Origin of the sequence: Mycolicibacterium lacusdiani (assembly GCF_021916785.1) — a bacterium.
In the GTDB taxonomy this organism is placed as follows: domain Bacteria; phylum Actinomycetota; class Actinomycetes; order Mycobacteriales; family Mycobacteriaceae; genus Mycobacterium; species Mycobacterium lacusdiani.
Window position 1 is genome coordinate 68,189 of the sequence record NZ_JAKCFC010000001.1, and the last position, 15,231, is coordinate 83,419.

General features: G+C 66.2%; 15 protein-coding genes. 7 read left to right on the plus strand and 8 right to left on the minus strand.

Annotated elements, in window-relative coordinates:
- Nucleotides 1-114: 114 nt before the first annotated feature.
- The gene (locus LOK44_RS00325) at nt 115-2,856 is read left to right on the plus strand and encodes a cation-translocating P-type ATPase (protein WP_308192681.1); all 2,742 of its coding nucleotides are present in this window, start codon (nt 115-117) and stop codon (nt 2,854-2,856) included.
- A gap of 538 nt (nt 2,857-3,394) precedes the next feature.
- The gene (locus LOK44_RS00335) at nt 3,395-4,279 is read left to right on the plus strand and encodes a universal stress protein (RefSeq protein WP_237568001.1); all 885 of its coding nucleotides are present in this window, start codon (nt 3,395-3,397) and stop codon (nt 4,277-4,279) included.
- Nucleotides 4,280-4,310: 31 nt separating this feature from the next.
- On the opposite strand, the gene LOK44_RS00340 is transcribed toward LOK44_RS00335, so the two are convergent.
- Together LOK44_RS00340 and LOK44_RS00345 are read right to left on the minus strand one after the other, a co-directional pair.
- A complete protein-coding gene (locus LOK44_RS00340) occupies nt 4,311-5,222 on the minus strand; it encodes a universal stress protein (protein WP_237568002.1) in 912 nt (303 codons plus the stop codon).
- Nucleotides 5,222-5,467: a hypothetical protein gene (locus LOK44_RS00345; RefSeq protein WP_237568003.1), complete on the minus strand. Its 246-nt coding sequence runs from the start codon at nt 5,465-5,467 to the stop codon at nt 5,222-5,224. Before LOK44_RS00345 ends, LOK44_RS00340 begins: the two co-directional genes overlap by 1 nt.
- Before the next feature lie 111 nt (nt 5,468-5,578).
- On the opposite strand from LOK44_RS00345, the gene LOK44_RS00350 reads away from it, so the two are divergent.
- Complete coding sequence (locus LOK44_RS00350) at nt 5,579-7,258, plus strand: cation:proton antiporter (protein ID WP_237568004.1); 1,680 nt, start codon at nt 5,579-5,581, stop codon at nt 7,256-7,258.
- On the opposite strand, the gene LOK44_RS00355 is transcribed toward LOK44_RS00350, so the two are convergent.
- Nucleotides 7,255-8,124 (minus strand): universal stress protein, encoded by an 870-nt coding sequence (locus tag LOK44_RS00355; protein ID WP_237568901.1) that lies wholly within the window; start codon nt 8,122-8,124, stop codon nt 7,255-7,257. The genes LOK44_RS00350 and LOK44_RS00355 overlap by 4 nt on opposite strands.
- A 137-nt stretch (nt 8,125-8,261) precedes the next feature.
- Here LOK44_RS00355 and LOK44_RS00360 point away from each other — a divergent pair, with 137 nt between their 5' ends.
- Genes LOK44_RS00360 through LOK44_RS00370 form a run of 3 tightly spaced genes read left to right on the plus strand, consistent with a single transcriptional unit; the run spans nt 8,262 to nt 10,018 of the window.
- Entirely contained in the window at nt 8,262-9,260 is a 999-nt protein-coding gene (locus LOK44_RS00360) for an alpha/beta hydrolase (RefSeq protein WP_237568005.1), read from the plus strand.
- A gap of 34 nt (nt 9,261-9,294) precedes the next feature.
- On the plus strand, nt 9,295-9,678 hold the full coding sequence (locus LOK44_RS00365; protein WP_237568006.1) for a YidH family protein: 384 nt from the start codon (nt 9,295-9,297) through the stop codon (nt 9,676-9,678).
- Nucleotide 9,679: 1 nt separating this feature from the next.
- Nucleotides 9,680-10,018 (plus strand): DUF202 domain-containing protein, encoded by a 339-nt coding sequence (locus LOK44_RS00370; RefSeq protein WP_237568007.1) that lies wholly within the window; start codon nt 9,680-9,682, stop codon nt 10,016-10,018.
- Here the strand turns inward: LOK44_RS00370 and LOK44_RS00375 are convergent, their stop codons facing one another.
- The 5 genes from LOK44_RS00375 to LOK44_RS00395 all read right to left on the minus strand — a co-directional run bounded on the left by LOK44_RS00375 (nt 10,019) and on the right by LOK44_RS00395 (nt 13,653).
- Complete coding sequence (locus tag LOK44_RS00375; protein ID WP_237568008.1) at nt 10,019-11,395, minus strand: MBL fold metallo-hydrolase; 1,377 nt, start codon at nt 11,393-11,395, stop codon at nt 10,019-10,021.
- Nucleotides 11,392-11,802, minus strand: a complete 411-nt coding sequence (locus tag LOK44_RS00380; RefSeq protein WP_237568009.1) for a DUF302 domain-containing protein — start codon at nt 11,800-11,802, stop codon at nt 11,392-11,394. The genes LOK44_RS00375 and LOK44_RS00380 overlap by 4 nt, the downstream gene beginning before the upstream one ends.
- Before the next feature lie 43 nt (nt 11,803-11,845).
- Entirely contained in the window at nt 11,846-12,115 is a 270-nt protein-coding gene (locus LOK44_RS00385; protein ID WP_105366670.1) for a metal-sensitive transcriptional regulator, read from the minus strand.
- A gap of 62 nt (nt 12,116-12,177) precedes the next feature.
- Nucleotides 12,178-13,053, minus strand: a complete 876-nt coding sequence (locus LOK44_RS00390; RefSeq protein WP_237568010.1) for a sulfite exporter TauE/SafE family protein — start codon at nt 13,051-13,053, stop codon at nt 12,178-12,180.
- Between the two features lie 6 nt (nt 13,054-13,059).
- Entirely contained in the window at nt 13,060-13,653 is a 594-nt protein-coding gene (locus LOK44_RS00395) for a rhodanese-like domain-containing protein (protein ID WP_237568011.1), read from the minus strand.
- Between the two features lie 197 nt (nt 13,654-13,850).
- Here LOK44_RS00395 and LOK44_RS00400 point away from each other — a divergent pair, with 197 nt between their 5' ends.
- Nucleotides 13,851-15,230: an MBL fold metallo-hydrolase gene (locus LOK44_RS00400; protein ID WP_237568012.1), complete on the plus strand. Its 1,380-nt coding sequence runs from the start codon at nt 13,851-13,853 to the stop codon at nt 15,228-15,230.
- The last annotated feature ends 1 nt before the right edge of the window (nt 15,231 follow it).

Consider the following 15,231-nt stretch of genomic DNA (forward strand, 5'->3'; position numbering starts at 1 on the left):
AGTGTCGTCCGAACTCACGCCAGCGAGGTCTGACGCCCAAATCACGGACGCGTCTGCCGCGTTCAGCCCGACCTAGCCGTGCGCACGAGTCGAAGACCCTCAGAAGGATCCGCAGTGCCACCTCCTGGAACGCAGACCGCGTCGAACCCCGGTCTGAGTTCGGCGCAGGCCGCGGCGAAGCTGGAGGCCGAGGGGCCCAACCAGCTTCCGCGCCCGCCCGGTACGCCGTGGTGGCGGCGCCTCGCTGCGGAGATGGTCCACTTCTTCGCGTTGCTCTTTTGGGCGGCGGGCGGATTGGCCTTCGTCGCAGGCTTGCCACAACTCGGCATCGCCATCTTCGTCGTCGTCGTACTCAATGGCGTCTTCGCCTTTGCGCAGGAGGAGCGCGCTCAGCACGCTGCCGAAGGCCTCCGGCGGATGTTGCCCCGCCAAGCCACGGTACTGCGGGATGGCCGGCCACAGGTCGTCGGCGCCGACCAGTTGGTGGTCGACGACGTCGTGTTACTCAGTGAAGGAGACCGGATCTCGGCCGATGCCAGCGTCATCGAAGCCTCGACACTGTCCGTCGACACGTCGGCGATGACCGGCGAGAGCGTGCCCGAACACCCGTGCCCGTCAGACACCGTCTTCGCAGGGTGCTTCGTCGTCGAAGGTCAAGGGCGGGTGCGCGTCACGGCGACGGGTGCGCGTACCCGACTGGCCGGAATCGCCACCCTGGCCTCGGCACGCCGGTTCACCCAGACGCCGCTGCGGCGCGAACTGACGCGCGTATCACGGCTGATCGCGCTGGTAGCCATCGCTGTCGGCGCCTCGTTCTACTGCATCGCACTCCTGGTCGGCATGCCACCGTCCGACGGCTTACTCTTCGCGGTGGGAGTGACGGTGGCCCTCGTCCCCGAGGGTTTGTTGCCGACTGTCACGCTGTCCCTGGCCATGGGGGCACAGCGAATGGCCCACCACCATGCGCTGGTTCGACATTTGGAGGCCGTGCAAACACTCGGGTCGACGACCTTCATCTGTACGGACAAGACCGGCACCCTCACGCAGAACCGCATGGCGGTCGTCGAGGTGTGGACGCCGCATGGCAGCGCCACCATAGAGGGCGTCGGATACGAACCGTCGGGGACGATTCGCGGTGATTCGGATGACGCCCGCTGGGAGACCAGACGGGTGGCGATGGCGGCCGCACGGTGTTCGTCGGGTCGGATAGAGCTGGTCGACGGCGCGTGGTTGCCGCGCGGCGATCCGATGGACGCTGCGGTGGATGCCTTGACGCGGCGTGTCGGTGTGCAGGCCGTCGGGGTGGACGACGACGCTGTCGTGCAACGGTTCTCGTTCGACGCTCGACGTCGTCGCACGTCGGTGGTCGCCGGCCGCACCGTGATGGTCAAGGGAGCCCCGGACGCGATCCTTCCGTTGTGCCAGAACGTTCCCGGCGCCGCGGACGCTCTGGGCCGGCTCGCCCGACGCGGTCTGCGCGTGCTGGCCGTCGCCACCCGCGAACTGGGCGAGGCAGAGGACGTGCCGTCGTCACCCGATGCCGCCGAATGTGATCTCGAACTACTCGGACTGCTCGCCTTCGAAGACCCGCCCCGGCCGGGCGTCGGAGACGTCATGGCCCAGTGCCGCCGAGCTGGCATCCGGGTGGCGATGATCACCGGTGACCATCCTGCAACCGCCGAGGCCATCGCTCGGGAGGCTGGACTGTCGACGGGGCGCACGGCGCTGCTCGCGAGCGAACTTCCCACCGATCCCGGTGAACTCGGAGACGTCCTCGATCATGACGGGCTCGTGGTCGCGAGAGTCGACCCCGAGACGAAGCTCAGTATCGCCCGCGCGCTGCAACGCCGTGGGCACGTCGTGGCCATGACGGGCGACGGCGTCAACGATGCACCAGCGCTGCGGGAGGCCGCAATCGGTGTCGCGATGGGCAAGAGCGGAACCGACGTGGCGCGCGAGGCGGCCGACGTCGTCCTGCTCGACGACGACTTCGGCACGATCGTCACCGCGATCGAACAGGGCCGGTCGACGTTCGCCAACATCAGACGGTTTCTGACTTACCACCTCGCCGGCAACGTCGCCGAACTCACCCCATTCGTAGTGTGGGCCTTGAGCGGCGGCAATTTTCCGCTCGCGATCGGGGTCCTGCAAGTCTTGGCGCTCGACATCGGTACGGACGTGTTCCCAGCGCTGGCACTGGGTGCCGAACCGCCAGACGAACGCACCCTCGACAAGCCGCCGGTTCGTGGGCACCTGCTCGACGGGAAGCTGCTGTTCCGAGCGTTCGCCGTCTTGGGTGCCGTCGAGGCGGTGGTCGCCATGGCCGCCTTCGTCGGCTCGTTCGTCATCGACGGATGGCGGCCAGGCATGCCCTTCCCCACGGGCCATGCCCTGATGATGGCCTCAGGCGCGGCGTTCGTTGCCATCGTCTTGGGCCAGGCTGCCAACGCCTTCGCCTGTCGCAGCACGACCCGCCCGGCGTGGGCGGTGTCTCTTCGATCCAACCCGCTGCTGATCGCAGCGGTGGCCGCGGAACTGCTGGTACTCGCTTGTCTGCTCCTAGTGGAGCGGTCGCACGGCTGTTGGGGCACGCGCCGCCCAGTCTGGCTGCGTTGGCGCTTGCCGCAGTCGCCATCCCCGTGGTCATCGGGGCGGACGCAATCTACAAGTGGCTCGAGCACAGCGGCAATGAGGACCACCGGCCCTAGTGTGCATCCGGCCGCGGACGGATGCTGGCGTCATGGTCAAGCACGTGGTCAAGGCGATGGGGGTCCTCGCAGTGCTTCTCGGGCTGCGGCAGTTCTACCGCAACTGGGGAACGACGAAGGGGGAGTGCAGATCGCGTCTGCCGGGTGATGACCTGGTGCACGCACCGGCCGTCCAAACGACCGAGGGCGTGTGGGTGGATGCGTCAGCCGACACGGTGTGGACGGAGTTGGTGCAGACCCTGCGTGATCGAGACCGGTTGGCGAGGCGCCTCGGCGCGACGTTGCGAGTGACGGACGTGTCCGAGGGCGCGTCTCTCGTGTTGCGTTCGACGACGAGGGGCTTCCACGACGACGCCACGTGGTCGGTATGCGTGTTCCCGCATGGGGATCAGTGGAGCCGCGTACTCGTGCGAAGCAGAATCGCGCTACGACACCCCGGGCAGGTGGTCGCAGTCGAATTGGCCGGCCCCGTGCGGGCTCTCGTGACACGGGCACTCCTGCTCGACGTGAAGCGTCGAGCGGAACGCGACCAGCTGTGCCAACGGTCTCGCACGACAGGCGCCGGGGATCTTCCATCGGCAGGGGACGAGCGACACCGCTACCGGAGGACCAACGACCCTGTCACGCCGGTGATGGGCGCGCATAGCGTCTGACACGAAGAGCAGTCACCGAACGGAGTTCATGACATGCATGACGAAGCACTGCGGTACGGAATCCTCGTCGGTGTCGACGGATCCAGCGAATCGGATGCGGCAGTGCGGTGGGCGGGCCAAGAGGCACGGCTGACGCACACCCCGATCACGCTGATGCACGTCGTGGCTCCGACACTTGCGCCGATGCCGAAGATCCCGGTCGAGGCAATCGTCACCGAGTGGGACCGGGAGAACGCAGCCAAGGTCATCGAGAGGGCACGGCAAGTCCTGTCCCGAGACGAGACGTCCGATCAGCACGTCGACGTGGTGTCGGTCGTTCACTACTGGGGTGTCCTGCCGACGCTGGTCGACGCGTCGAAGGATGCACGGATGACGGTAGTCGGCAGCAGGGGGATGGGCGCCGTCCGACGGTTGCTGATGGGATCGGTCAGTTCGGGGTTGGTTCGGCACGCGCGTGGTCCCGTCACGGTGGTCCACTCCGATGACGGTCGACTACCGGATTCCGCATTGCCCGTCGTCGTGGGGATCGACGGTTCGCCGGCCTCCGAAGCGGCGACGGGTCTTGCGTTCGAGGAGGCCCACAATCGAGGGGTTGGCCTCGTCGCCGTGCACGCCTGGCGCGACGTCGGGGCAATATTGGCCCTGGGCATCGACGTACCGGCCTACGAGAGAATCGGTGCCGAAGTGCTCGAGGACCGCCTGAAGGATTGGCAGCAGCGGTATCCCGGGGTCGAAGTTCGACGACGGCTCGAAGGCGCGACACCAGCCCGCTGGCTCGTCGAGGAGTCCCGTCATGCGCAGCTGGTCGTGGTGGGCAGCCACGGCCGGGGCGGTTTCGCCGGGATGACGCTTGGTTCCGTCAGTTCCGCTGTGGCACAGACGGTGCGGATTCCGGTGACGGTGGTGAGGCCACGATGACCTCGCCCGCATCGGGAATCGAGGGGACGACCTAGGATCCCGAGTTGCGCGCGATGATCACGGGTACCCGTGCCAGCCGCGCGACCGTGCTGCTGACCGATCCGAGCCACATGCCTGCGAAACCGTCACGCGCGTGACCGCCGACCACCACCAGCTGGGAGTCCGTAGCCTCCTGCAGTAGCCGCGGTATCGGTCGATCGCACACCACCATCGGACGCACGACGACGGACGGGAAGTGCTCCTCCCACGGAGCCAGGCGGGTGACCAGCGCCGCCTCCTCGCGAGATTCCAGGGCGCTCCATTCGGTGGGCGACGAGTCAAGCCGTGGCACGTCTAGCGGGCTCAAGTCGGTCCAGGCGTGCAAGGCGATGAGGTCCACCCGGCGAGTCGAGGCTGCTTCGAAGGCGATCTCGAGGGCCACGTCCGTCGACCCCGACCCGTCGACCCCCACGAGCACGGGTGCCGAAGAGCACCAATCCAATTCGTCGTGAACGATGGCGACGGGGCACCGCGCGTGGCGGACGAGGTTCGAGCCAACGGGACCGAGCAACGTTCCGGGCTCCGAACCCACGCCCAGGCATCCGGTGACGATCATGGCGGATTGCTCCGACAGGTCGATCAAGGTAGCGGTGACCGCCCCGTAGAGCACCTCGACGTCGACCTGCGGCGTGCAGCTGGAAGCCGTGGTGGCGGCCGTAGCGATCACGCGTGCCTTCTCGACGATCTCGTAGGCCCTCTCTTCGGCGTTGCGGGCGTATGTCGCCGGCATCAGCGCGTCCGACCAGGCGGCGCCAGGGGCGGTCAGGGGCGTGACGACGTGAACGAGATGCAGTGTCAGGTCACGTAGGTCCGCCTCCCGCGCCGCCCATTGAACTGCACTGTCCGATGATGACGACCCGTCCACGCCGACGACGATTTCTCTACTCCCGTGGTCTCTCGGCATCACGTCGAGGATCCCTGCGACTGCGACTGCGCGGCGGCGGCGGCGAGCTTGCAGACTGCTTGCTCGATACCCGCGGCCAGTTCGTCGACGTCGGAAGCAGTGTCGAAATCCGCGGTGATGCTCACGGCGGAGGGAATCATGTTCATGGCCGATACCAGTGTCGACGCGGCCTGCCGTTGTCCGCTGGACTTCACCCGCGCCATCCTTCGATGTACGGTGCGCAGCTCCAGACTCAAGCGTTCCATGGATGCATGGTCGACGACGGCTGGCTGCTGCGGCAGAGGCGCAGGTCCTTCAATCGCGATGACGAGGTGCTCTTCTCGCCCGTGGCGTGGTAGTGAAAGGATACGACCAGCATGGATTTACACCCGTTCGCCACCCTGGCCGCCGTACTGGCCATCGCCACCGTCGCCGGACTGATCGTGGCTCGATTACGCCAGCCCCTCATCGTCGCGTTCCTGGTGGTCGGCATCGCGGTCGGTCCCGTGGGCACCGGATGGGTGTCAGCTGACAGCACGATCGAACTACTGGCTGAATTCGGGATCGCACTTTTGCTCTTCCTGGTCGGCCTACGGCTCGATCTGCAGATGATCCGTGGCACCGGACCAGTGGCCTTGGTGACCGGCCTGGGTCAGGTCTTGGCCACCGCAACGATCGGCTATCTCGTTGCGATCGCATTCGGCATGGACGGCCTCACAGCGCTCTACGTCGCCATGGCAGTGACGTTCTCGTCGACGATCATCATCGTGAAGTTGTTGTCCGACAAGCGCGAACTCGATCAACTGCACGGCCGCATCGCTGTCGGAGTCCTGATAGTTCAGGACTTGGTCGTCGTGGTCGTGATGATTGCGCTGACGGCAGTCGGCCAGGACACCGGCGGCGGTCTCGGCAACGGAGTGGCGGCCGTTCTGCTGAAGGGCGTGGGGTTCCTGGGCGGAGCCTGGGTATTGATGCGCTACGTCCTGCCGTGGCTACTGCCGCACATCGCCCAATCGCAGGACCTGCTGGTCCTCTTCGGCGTCTCCTATGCGGCGTCGATGGCGGCGACGAGCGAATGGCTTGGATTCAGTTCGGAGGTGGGTGCCTTCTTGGCGGGGGTATCCCTGGCGAGCACGCCGTTCCGTGACGCCCTGGGGGCCCGGCTCGCCAGCCTGCGCGACTTCCTGCTGCTGTTCTTCTTCCTGGACCTCGGCTCGCGGCTCGAATTCACCGACGCCGGGAACCAGATCGTCCCAGCGGTGGTCCTCGCCGTGCTCGTGTTGGTCGGGAAACCGTTGATCGTGATCGTGATCATGTCCGCGATGCGTTACCCGTTGCGCGTCAGCGTCCATTCCGGGTTGCCGCTCGGTCAGATATCCGAGTTCTCCTGGATCCTGGCGGCATTGGGGCTCAGCCTGGGCCACATCACCAACGCGACGGTCGGTCTGATCACCCTGGTTGGTCTCATCACCATCGCGATCTCGACCTACCTGATCACCTATTCGGAGTCGATCTACGAGCGCGTCAAGGGTTGGCTGGTGATCTTCGAGAGAAGAGGGCCGCGCGAACCGAAGACCGATGAGGCCGACGACTGCGATGTCATCCTGTATGGGTTGGGCCGGTTCGGAGGGCATCTGGCCGACCGTTTGAGCAGGGCCGGCCACCGTGTCCTTGCAGTGGACTTCGACCCGCACCAGGTGAAGACGCACTCGAGCGACAGCATCACCGTCGTGTTCGGAAGCGCGGAGGACCTGCACCTGCTCGAGGCCCTGCCGCTGAGCCGGGCGAGATACGTAATCAGCGCCATCCCGATACTCCACACGAATCTGGCGCTCCTGCATGGTCTTCGGCACCATGGATTCAACGGCACCATCGCCCTGACTGCCCATACCCACCGCGACGCCGAGAGCTTGCGCGCCGCGGGTGTTCAGACTGTGCTGGAGCCGTTCTCCACGGCAGCACGCGCTACGTCAGAGGCGCTGCACGAACTGCTCGCAGAAGACGACGGCTCTGCGGGGCGTGACAACGACCCGGATCGCCCCCTGTCTCGAGGCTAACCCGCGCTCCACTCGCCAGGAACCACCACGACAGGTCGTTCCGCGTGGTGCAGCGTCGCCATCGTGACGCTGCCGAGGAAGATCTCCCGCATCGCCGAACGGCCGCGCGATCCGACGACGATCGCTGCCGCGTCGCGGTCCGATGCCGCCGCGATGAGGGCATTGGCTATGCCGCTGGCAGGTAGGCCATGGCCTCGATGCACGTTGACGTGGCGGACTTCCCGACCTCCGGTTCCGTCTGCCTCGGGTGGCGCCGCCGCATCTGCGTCGCCATCGACGGACACGAGCAGTACATCGCGTTTGGGAAAGAGCTTCATGGCCGCACTACACGCCGACTGGGCGCCAGCCGAGCCGTCCCAGCCCACGATCAGCGGTCCATCCGACAGCGCGGCGTGCTCACCGGACAGCATCGGGTGCGGAACGACGACCATGGGGCGCGAGCAATAGTGCACGATGACGTCGGACACGCTGCCCAGCAGCGCCCGTGTTCCGCCGAGCCCCCTGGAGCCGACCAGCACGACGTCGGCGTCGACGTCCTCGGCTATCTGCGCGATCCGCCATCCTTCGCCGCCCCACGTGCGCCTCAACAAGGGTTCCGCCTGCCATCCTGCGTCACGAGCCAACGCCACGCCCATTGACACGAGGCGCTGCGCCTCGCATTCGCCCTCCTGCTCGATCAATGCAACGAGATCGTCGAGGTCGCGAGCGCGAGCGCGCAGCCGCCGACGCACCTTGTCACTGGCGAAGGGCGGAACCCATAGATAGGTGATCTGCGCCTGCGCCCCCGGGAACAGCAGTGCACCCACGTCGATGGCAACGTTCGCCTCCAGCGAGCCGTCGTAGCCCATCACCACGCGCACGAACATCATGCTCCCTTCGAACCTCGTCAATCCTGCGCTCACGGTAGGCCTCGATCTCTGCGGGGTACAGGAGGCGTTGGTCCTCAATCGTGGCCCCTTTGAGCCCTGCTGCTTTCTGCACTGTCGTAGTGCAATCGGATGTCATGGCGGAGAGCGACGGCACCGAGACCGGTGGGGCCGACGGCCACGGAACTCCGATGGTGGGATACGACACCACGCCGGTGTCGTTCTGGTCGGAAGGTACCCGCTGTGCGGGCGTCCTGTACCGCCCGTCCGGCGCGACTGGACCCTTGCCGTGCGTCGTTCTGGCACATGGCTTCTCCGGAACGATGGACTGGATAGTGCCCGACTTCGCTCGTCGTTTCGCTGCCGGCGGTATTGCGGCGCTGATCTTCGACTATCGCCATCTGGGGGCCAGCGATGGTTTGCCGCGTCAGTTGATCAGCTCATCGCGTCAACGTGCCGACCTGCGTCGTGCGGTCGAGTACGTCCGAAGTCTCGAGGGCATCGACGCGAACCGCATCGCGCTATGGGGCACGTCGTTGGGTGGCAGCCATGTGCTCGAAGTTGCTGCGAGCGACCCGTCGATCGCAGCCGTCGTGGCCAATGTGCCTGCGATCGACCTGTTTAGAGGTGCCGTCGGTCGCGCCACGCGCCCCGGCTGGCAACTCACCGGCACGCAAACGGTGCTCGCGACGGCACGGCTGATGGGCTCGGCGGCACTCGATGCCCTCGCTGGTGCACTCGGGCGTCCGCCCCGTTACCTCCGCGTCTACGGCCCGCCGGGACGGGCGGTGTTCAGCGACCCGTCGCTCGCAGAGTTGTTTCGCACGCTCGAGCAGGAATCTCCCACCTGGCGCAACGCGTTCACGCCGCGGTTCCTCTTCACGGCACCTCGCTACCGAAGAGGGGTGCTCGACCACATCGCAGCTCCGCTTCTGGTGACGTTGGCGATCGACGACGAAGTCGTCTCCAGCGACTACATCAGACGCAAGGCGGCCGAAGTCCCGCACCACGAGATCTACGAGTACCCCGTGAGCCACTTCGAGATGTATCACGGCGACACGCAGCAACTGGTGGCGACGGCTCACCTCGACTTCCTCAGACGGAACCTACTCTTGGACAACGGCGACGTAGGCTGAACCACGGTCTCACGCGTGGGAAGGGTGCAGTCTGGTGGCTTCCGCCGATCACGACCGCTCGCTGGAGCCGGGTGCCGAGACGGAGCCGGATTATCGCTTCACACTGGCGAATGAACGGACGTTCCTCGCGTGGATCCGCACCGCCCTAGCGCTGATCGCCGGGGGCATCGCCGTCGTGCAGTTCATGCCGGCCTTCGGGGTCCCCGGTGTGAGGCACGGCCTGAGCCTGGCCTTGACGGCCGGTGGCGGAGTACTGGCGGCATTGTCCGTGCGTCGCTGGCAACGAGTACAGACCGCGATACGCCGCGAGGAGGATTTACCGCCCACTCACGTGCCACAGTTGTTGGGCGGTGCGATCTTCGCCGTCACCGTCTTGATCCTCGTGATCCTGATCGTCTGGCCACCGGGAGGTTCGTGAGATGCCGGGTCGGCCGCCGAGCAAGCCGGGGCTGCCCGGGGAGCGAACGTCCTTGTCCTGGGAGCGGAGCTCTTTTGGGTTCCTGGTCGGCGGGGCGTTGGTCCTGCTTCGCCAGCACGGACCCCTGGGTCCGGTGCGAACCCTGCTGGCGTTCACTGCGGCGTCGCTCGCGCTACTCGTCCTCGGGCTGGGTCACCGTCGATCGCGACGGATCGGCGACGTGTCGGCCGTCTCTGGCCGTTTCACCGTATCGGCCCCTCGAGCGGAGGTTCTGCTGATCGGCGGGTCGACGGTCGCGTTCGCGACTGCCGTCGTCGTGGCGCTTCTGTACTCACCGTGACTAGGGACCGATGAGGCCCAGTTCCTCGGCATGCTCGAAGGCGTCGTCGACCAGAACAACCGTACGGTCGGGCTGGTCGATGATCGAGGCAGCGATGGACGACCGGTACCCGGACGCGCAATGCACCCAGACCTCACCACCCGGCACCTCGTCGATGCGCCTGCTGAGTTCGTGCAGCGGGATGTTGACCGCTCCGGGAAGGTGACCGTCGTCGTACTCGCCGCTCTGTCGGACGTCGAGGATTGCGAGATGCCGCGTGCCGATCTGCGCGGCGAGATCGCGGAAGTCAGCGACGCGATACGAGCGCAACGGCCCACCTGCCGCCAGCGCCTGAATGTCGCCCACCGCGGCGCCGGAGACGTCATCGATCCCGATGCGGACGAGTTCGCGCCGGGCCTCGGCGATTTGAGCGACGTCGTCACCGATGATCGTCAGCGGTGAACCCCAGGAGTACAACCAGCCGAGATAGGTGACGAAGGAGTCGGACAGCTCGAAGCCCAGCGTGCCGCCAAGGTGACCGGCCGCGAAGGCTCTGCGATTGCGCAGATCGACCACCCACTCACCGGCCTCGATTCGCCGGCGAAGTTCGTCGGGATCAACCGGGCGCGGGAGCGAGAGATCCACGGGGTCGGGTCCCTGGGTGTTGATCACCCCCATGTGCGCGTAGTACGCGGGGTATGCCGACAGGCCGGCAATCAATTCCTCGACGTAACTCTGCTCGTCGAGGGTGAGAGCGGGATTGTTCCGACGCTGTTCGGCAATGGTGGAGGAGTCACCGCTCGCGGGAGTGGCCGAGCAAAAACTGCCGAACCCATGGGTGGGGTAGACCGCGGTGTCATCGGGCAGCTCGGCGGCGAGGCGGCGCACCGAGTGGTACTGCGCATGGGTGAGTTTCGCGGTGTGTTCGGAGCCGAGCAGGTCGGTGCGTCCGGTGGTGCCGTGCAACATGGATCCGCCGGTGAAGACGCCGACGACCGCACCGTCGGGGTCATGAAGCGCGTAGCTCACGTGATTGTGGGTGTGGCCGGGAGTGTGCAATACCCGCAACCGGAGGCCGCCGGCCGTGATGGTGTCGCCATCGGCGACGGCACGTCGCTCGTAGCCCACGTCGTCGCCCACCGGAACGACGTACTCGGCACCCGTGACTCGGGAGAGTTCGAGCCCGCCGGTCACGTAGTCGTTGTGGATGTGCGTTTCCAGCACGTGGGTGATGCGGACATCCCGTTCGCCGGCAAGGTCGAGCACGCGGTCGATGTCGCGCTGCGGGTCGATCACGACGGCGCCGCCGTCGTGGCTGACCAGGTAACTGCGGTCACCCAACCCGGTCGTCTCGATGATGCTGACTTCTACGTCGTACTCACCGTGCGTCGCTGTCATCGGCGCTCCTCGTTCAACGCGTCTAGCGCTGCGCGCAGCTTGGTCGCCGCTTCATCGGCGACATCGCGCAGCCCGGGTTGGTCCGAGACCTGAACCATGACCTGGGGATCCATCGCATCGACGATCACCGCGTCCTCATCAGAAGCGGTGTCGGTGCGCACGGCAACGTTGCAGGGCAGCAACAGGCCGATCTGGCGGTCCGCGTTCACTGCGCGGTGAGCCAGGGGTGGGTTGCAGGCTCCGAGGATTAGGTAGTCCTCCATGTCCTCACCCAGCTTGGCCTTGAGTGTCGCCTTCATGTCGATTTCGGTCAGTATCCCAAAACCTTGATCTGCCAGCGCCTTTCGTGTGCGCTCAACAGCATCCTCGAACGTGGTGTGCAGCGTCGTCGACAGTGCGTAACTCATGACTTCCTCCAGTTCTTCGTTGATCCGTCTGATGCGTCTGCGATCAGGCCAGTGCCATGAACAGCTTCTCGAGTTCGGCCTCGGTCATCGGCTGCTTGCCGTCTTGAGCCTCGCCCGTCAAGCACTCGCGCATGCCGGTCGCAACTATCTTGAACCCGGCCCTGTCCAGTGCCCGCGAGACCGCGGCAAGCTGGGTGACCACGTCCTTGCACTCGCGGCCCTGCTCGATCATCGAGATCACCCCGGCCAGCTGGCCCTGGGCCCTGCGCAGCCTGTTGAGCACTGCGGCTATTGCGTCCTCGTCACCAACCATGGCGTGTTCTCCTGTCTCCGGTACCTAGAGCCATGGTACCCGCGGGGGTATTCCACGAGTCGTCATGCGGTAGCCGGTCCGGAGGTGTGTGTTCTCGTCAGGCGGCGGAGGGGACAGCGCGCATACCGGCTACAGGCAACGGTCGCCAGCGCCGCGACGGCCGTGATCAGTGCCGCGGCAATCCCGACGCCCAGATGGATCTCCTGTCCCAAGATGACCGACGACATCGCAAGTACGAACCAACCAAACGCCTTTCGAAGCGAATCGGGATTCACCATCGAGGTCAGCCGCGCTCCGGCGAGGGCGCCCACCACCGCAGCGCCCGTCACCGCCAACGCCACCGGCCAGTCGATCGCGACGCTGGACAGGTAGCCGCCCAGGCCCGCGAAGGACTTCATCGCGATCACGATCAACGAGGTGCCGACGGCGACCGGCATCGGCAATCCGCCGAGTAGGGCGAGGGCCGGTACCACCAGGAATCCACCACCTGCGCCGACCAGACCCGTCACCAGACCCACGACGAGGCCCTCGGCGATGATCTTCGGGACGGGGAGGCGTTGGTTGCGCCCGGTCGTCTCGACGTTCTTGCGTCCTCGCAGCATGGCGACGGCCGTGGCGATCATCATGACGGCGAAGCCGATGAGCAGCACGGTGCCCGGGATGAAGCGTGCCAGAAACCCGCCCGCGTAGGCGCCGACCATGCCCGCGCCACCGAAGACGAGGCCGGTCCGCCACTGAACCCGGCCGGCCCGAGCGTGCGAGATGGCGCCGACGGCACTGGTGACGCCTACGACCAGGAGCGAGGTGGCGATCGCCTGCTTGGCCTCCATGCCTGCTACGTAGGCCAACAGTGGGACGGTCAGGATCGAACCGCCGCCGCCGAGCAGTCCCAGTGCGATGCCGACGAACACCGCCAGGCCGATGCTGAGCGCGATCATGATTCGTCAGCTCACCTTGCGTGCCGTGGCAGCGGAGTCGACCAGCTGCGACACGATGCTCTGGGCGTCGCAGGAGGCGCCGCGGTTGTAGGGCAGCTTGGACAGCATCATGCCCATCGCGCAGGTGTTGGACACCGCTGCGAAGGTCAGTCCGCCGCCGATGGCCCCGGCCACCCACTTGAGCTTCGGGGCCGCGATGCTGCCCAGGATGCTGGTCAGCACGATCGAGCCTGCGACCAGGCGGACCTGGCGCTCGAGGTCCCAGCGCTGGGCGCCGCGGTTGACCGCGAAACCCTTTGCCTCCCAGGCGGTGATGCCGCCGTCGAGGATGTGCACGTTGGAAAGTCCGGCCTGGCGCAGCGTCTCTTCGGCCTGGGTGGCGCGCTGACCGGACCGGCAGACCAGGACGACGTCCTCGTCGAGGTGTTCGATGATCTCGTCGCGGTGTTCGCGCAGCAGGTCCAACGGCACGTTGTAGGCGCCGGCAATGTGTGCGGTCTCGAACTCGCCGGGAGTGCGCACATCGATGACCCGGGGCGGCGTCGTCGAACCGAGCATCTGGCTGAGGTCGTGCGAGTCGATGGTGACGGGTGCGGTCATGCCGGTGTCCTCTCGGAAAGGGGGGTAGTGATGATCGATACCGCCAGGGGTATCCATGATCCGATGATACACATACCCCCAGGGGTACATGCAAGGCGGGAATTTTTGGTGACTCATGGCCCTTGACATACCCGTAGGGGTATATCAATCCTGATACTCAGATGGCTACCGCCAACCGAACGAAAGGACTCGTCACCATGAAGTTCACCCAGTACTACCTGGACTGCCTGTCTCACGCGTCGTACCTGATCGCGGACGAAAGCACCGGCCGCGCAGTCGTTGTCGACCCGCAGCGCGACGTGTCCGAGTACCTGGCGGATGCCAAGGAGTTCGGCTTCGCGATCGAACTCGTCATCGAGACCCACTTCCACGCGGACTTCCTCTCCGGGCACCTGGAGCTGGCGAAGGCCACCGGCGCGAAGATCGTGTACTCCTCGGTCGCCGAGACCGAGTTCGAGTCGGTGGGCGTGGCCGACGGCGAGCGCTACTCACTGGGTGACGTGACGCTGGAGTTCCTGCACACCCCTGGCCACACGCCCGAGTCGATGAGCATCGTGGTCTACGAGCACGCCGACGACGAGGTGCCCTACGGCGTGCTGACCGGCGATGCGCTCTTCATCGGCGACGTTGGTCGGCCCGACCTGCTGGCCTCGATCGGCTTCACCCGTGAGGAACTGGCCGAGAAGCTCTACCACTCGCTGCACGACAAGCTGATGACACTGCCCGACGCCACCCGGGTGTATCCGGCGCACGGTGCGGGCTCGGCGTGCGGCAAGAACCTGTCCACCGACCTGTGGTCGACGATGGGGGAGCAGAAGGAGACGAACTACGCACTGCGGGCTCCCGACAAGGCCACCTTCATGAACTTGGTCACCGAAGGGCAACCGCCCGCCCCGAGCTACTTCGTCTACGACGCCATCCTCAATCGCAAGGACCGCGGTCTGCTGGACGAGACCAAGATGCCGCCGGCGATGACCTACGAGCAGGTTCGCGACGCGATGGAGGCGGGCGCGATCCTGGTCGACGGCCGCGGTCCCGAAGAGTTCGCGCTGGGTCACCTGCGCGGCGCCGTCAACATCGGGCTGGAGGGCCGGTACGCAGAATTCGCCGGATCGGTGGTCCCCACCGACGTCGACATCGTGCTGTTCACCGAGCCGGGCCACGAGCTGGAAGGCAAGAACCGGCTCGCCCGAATCGGGTTCGACCGCGTCATCGGCTACGTGGACCAGCCGTTCGAGGTGATGCTCGCCCATCAGGACGACGTCCAGGTGGCCTCCAGGTTGACGGCCAAGGTCTTCGATCAACGCGTCGCGGAGTTGCCCGACCTGCAGGTCGTCGACGTGCGCAACCCGGGTGAGGTCACCGCCGGGACCATCCCGAACGCGCTCACCATCCCGGTGGGTCAGCTGCCGGCCCGGCTGGGCGAACTGGATCCGGCGAAGCCGACCGTCGTGTACTGCGCCGGCGGTTACCGATCCTCGGTCGCTGCAAGCCTGTTGCGGCAGAACGGGTTCGGTGATGTCAGCGACATCCTGGGCGGTTTCAACGCCTGGGACGAAGCCCGTCAGAGCGCCTGAG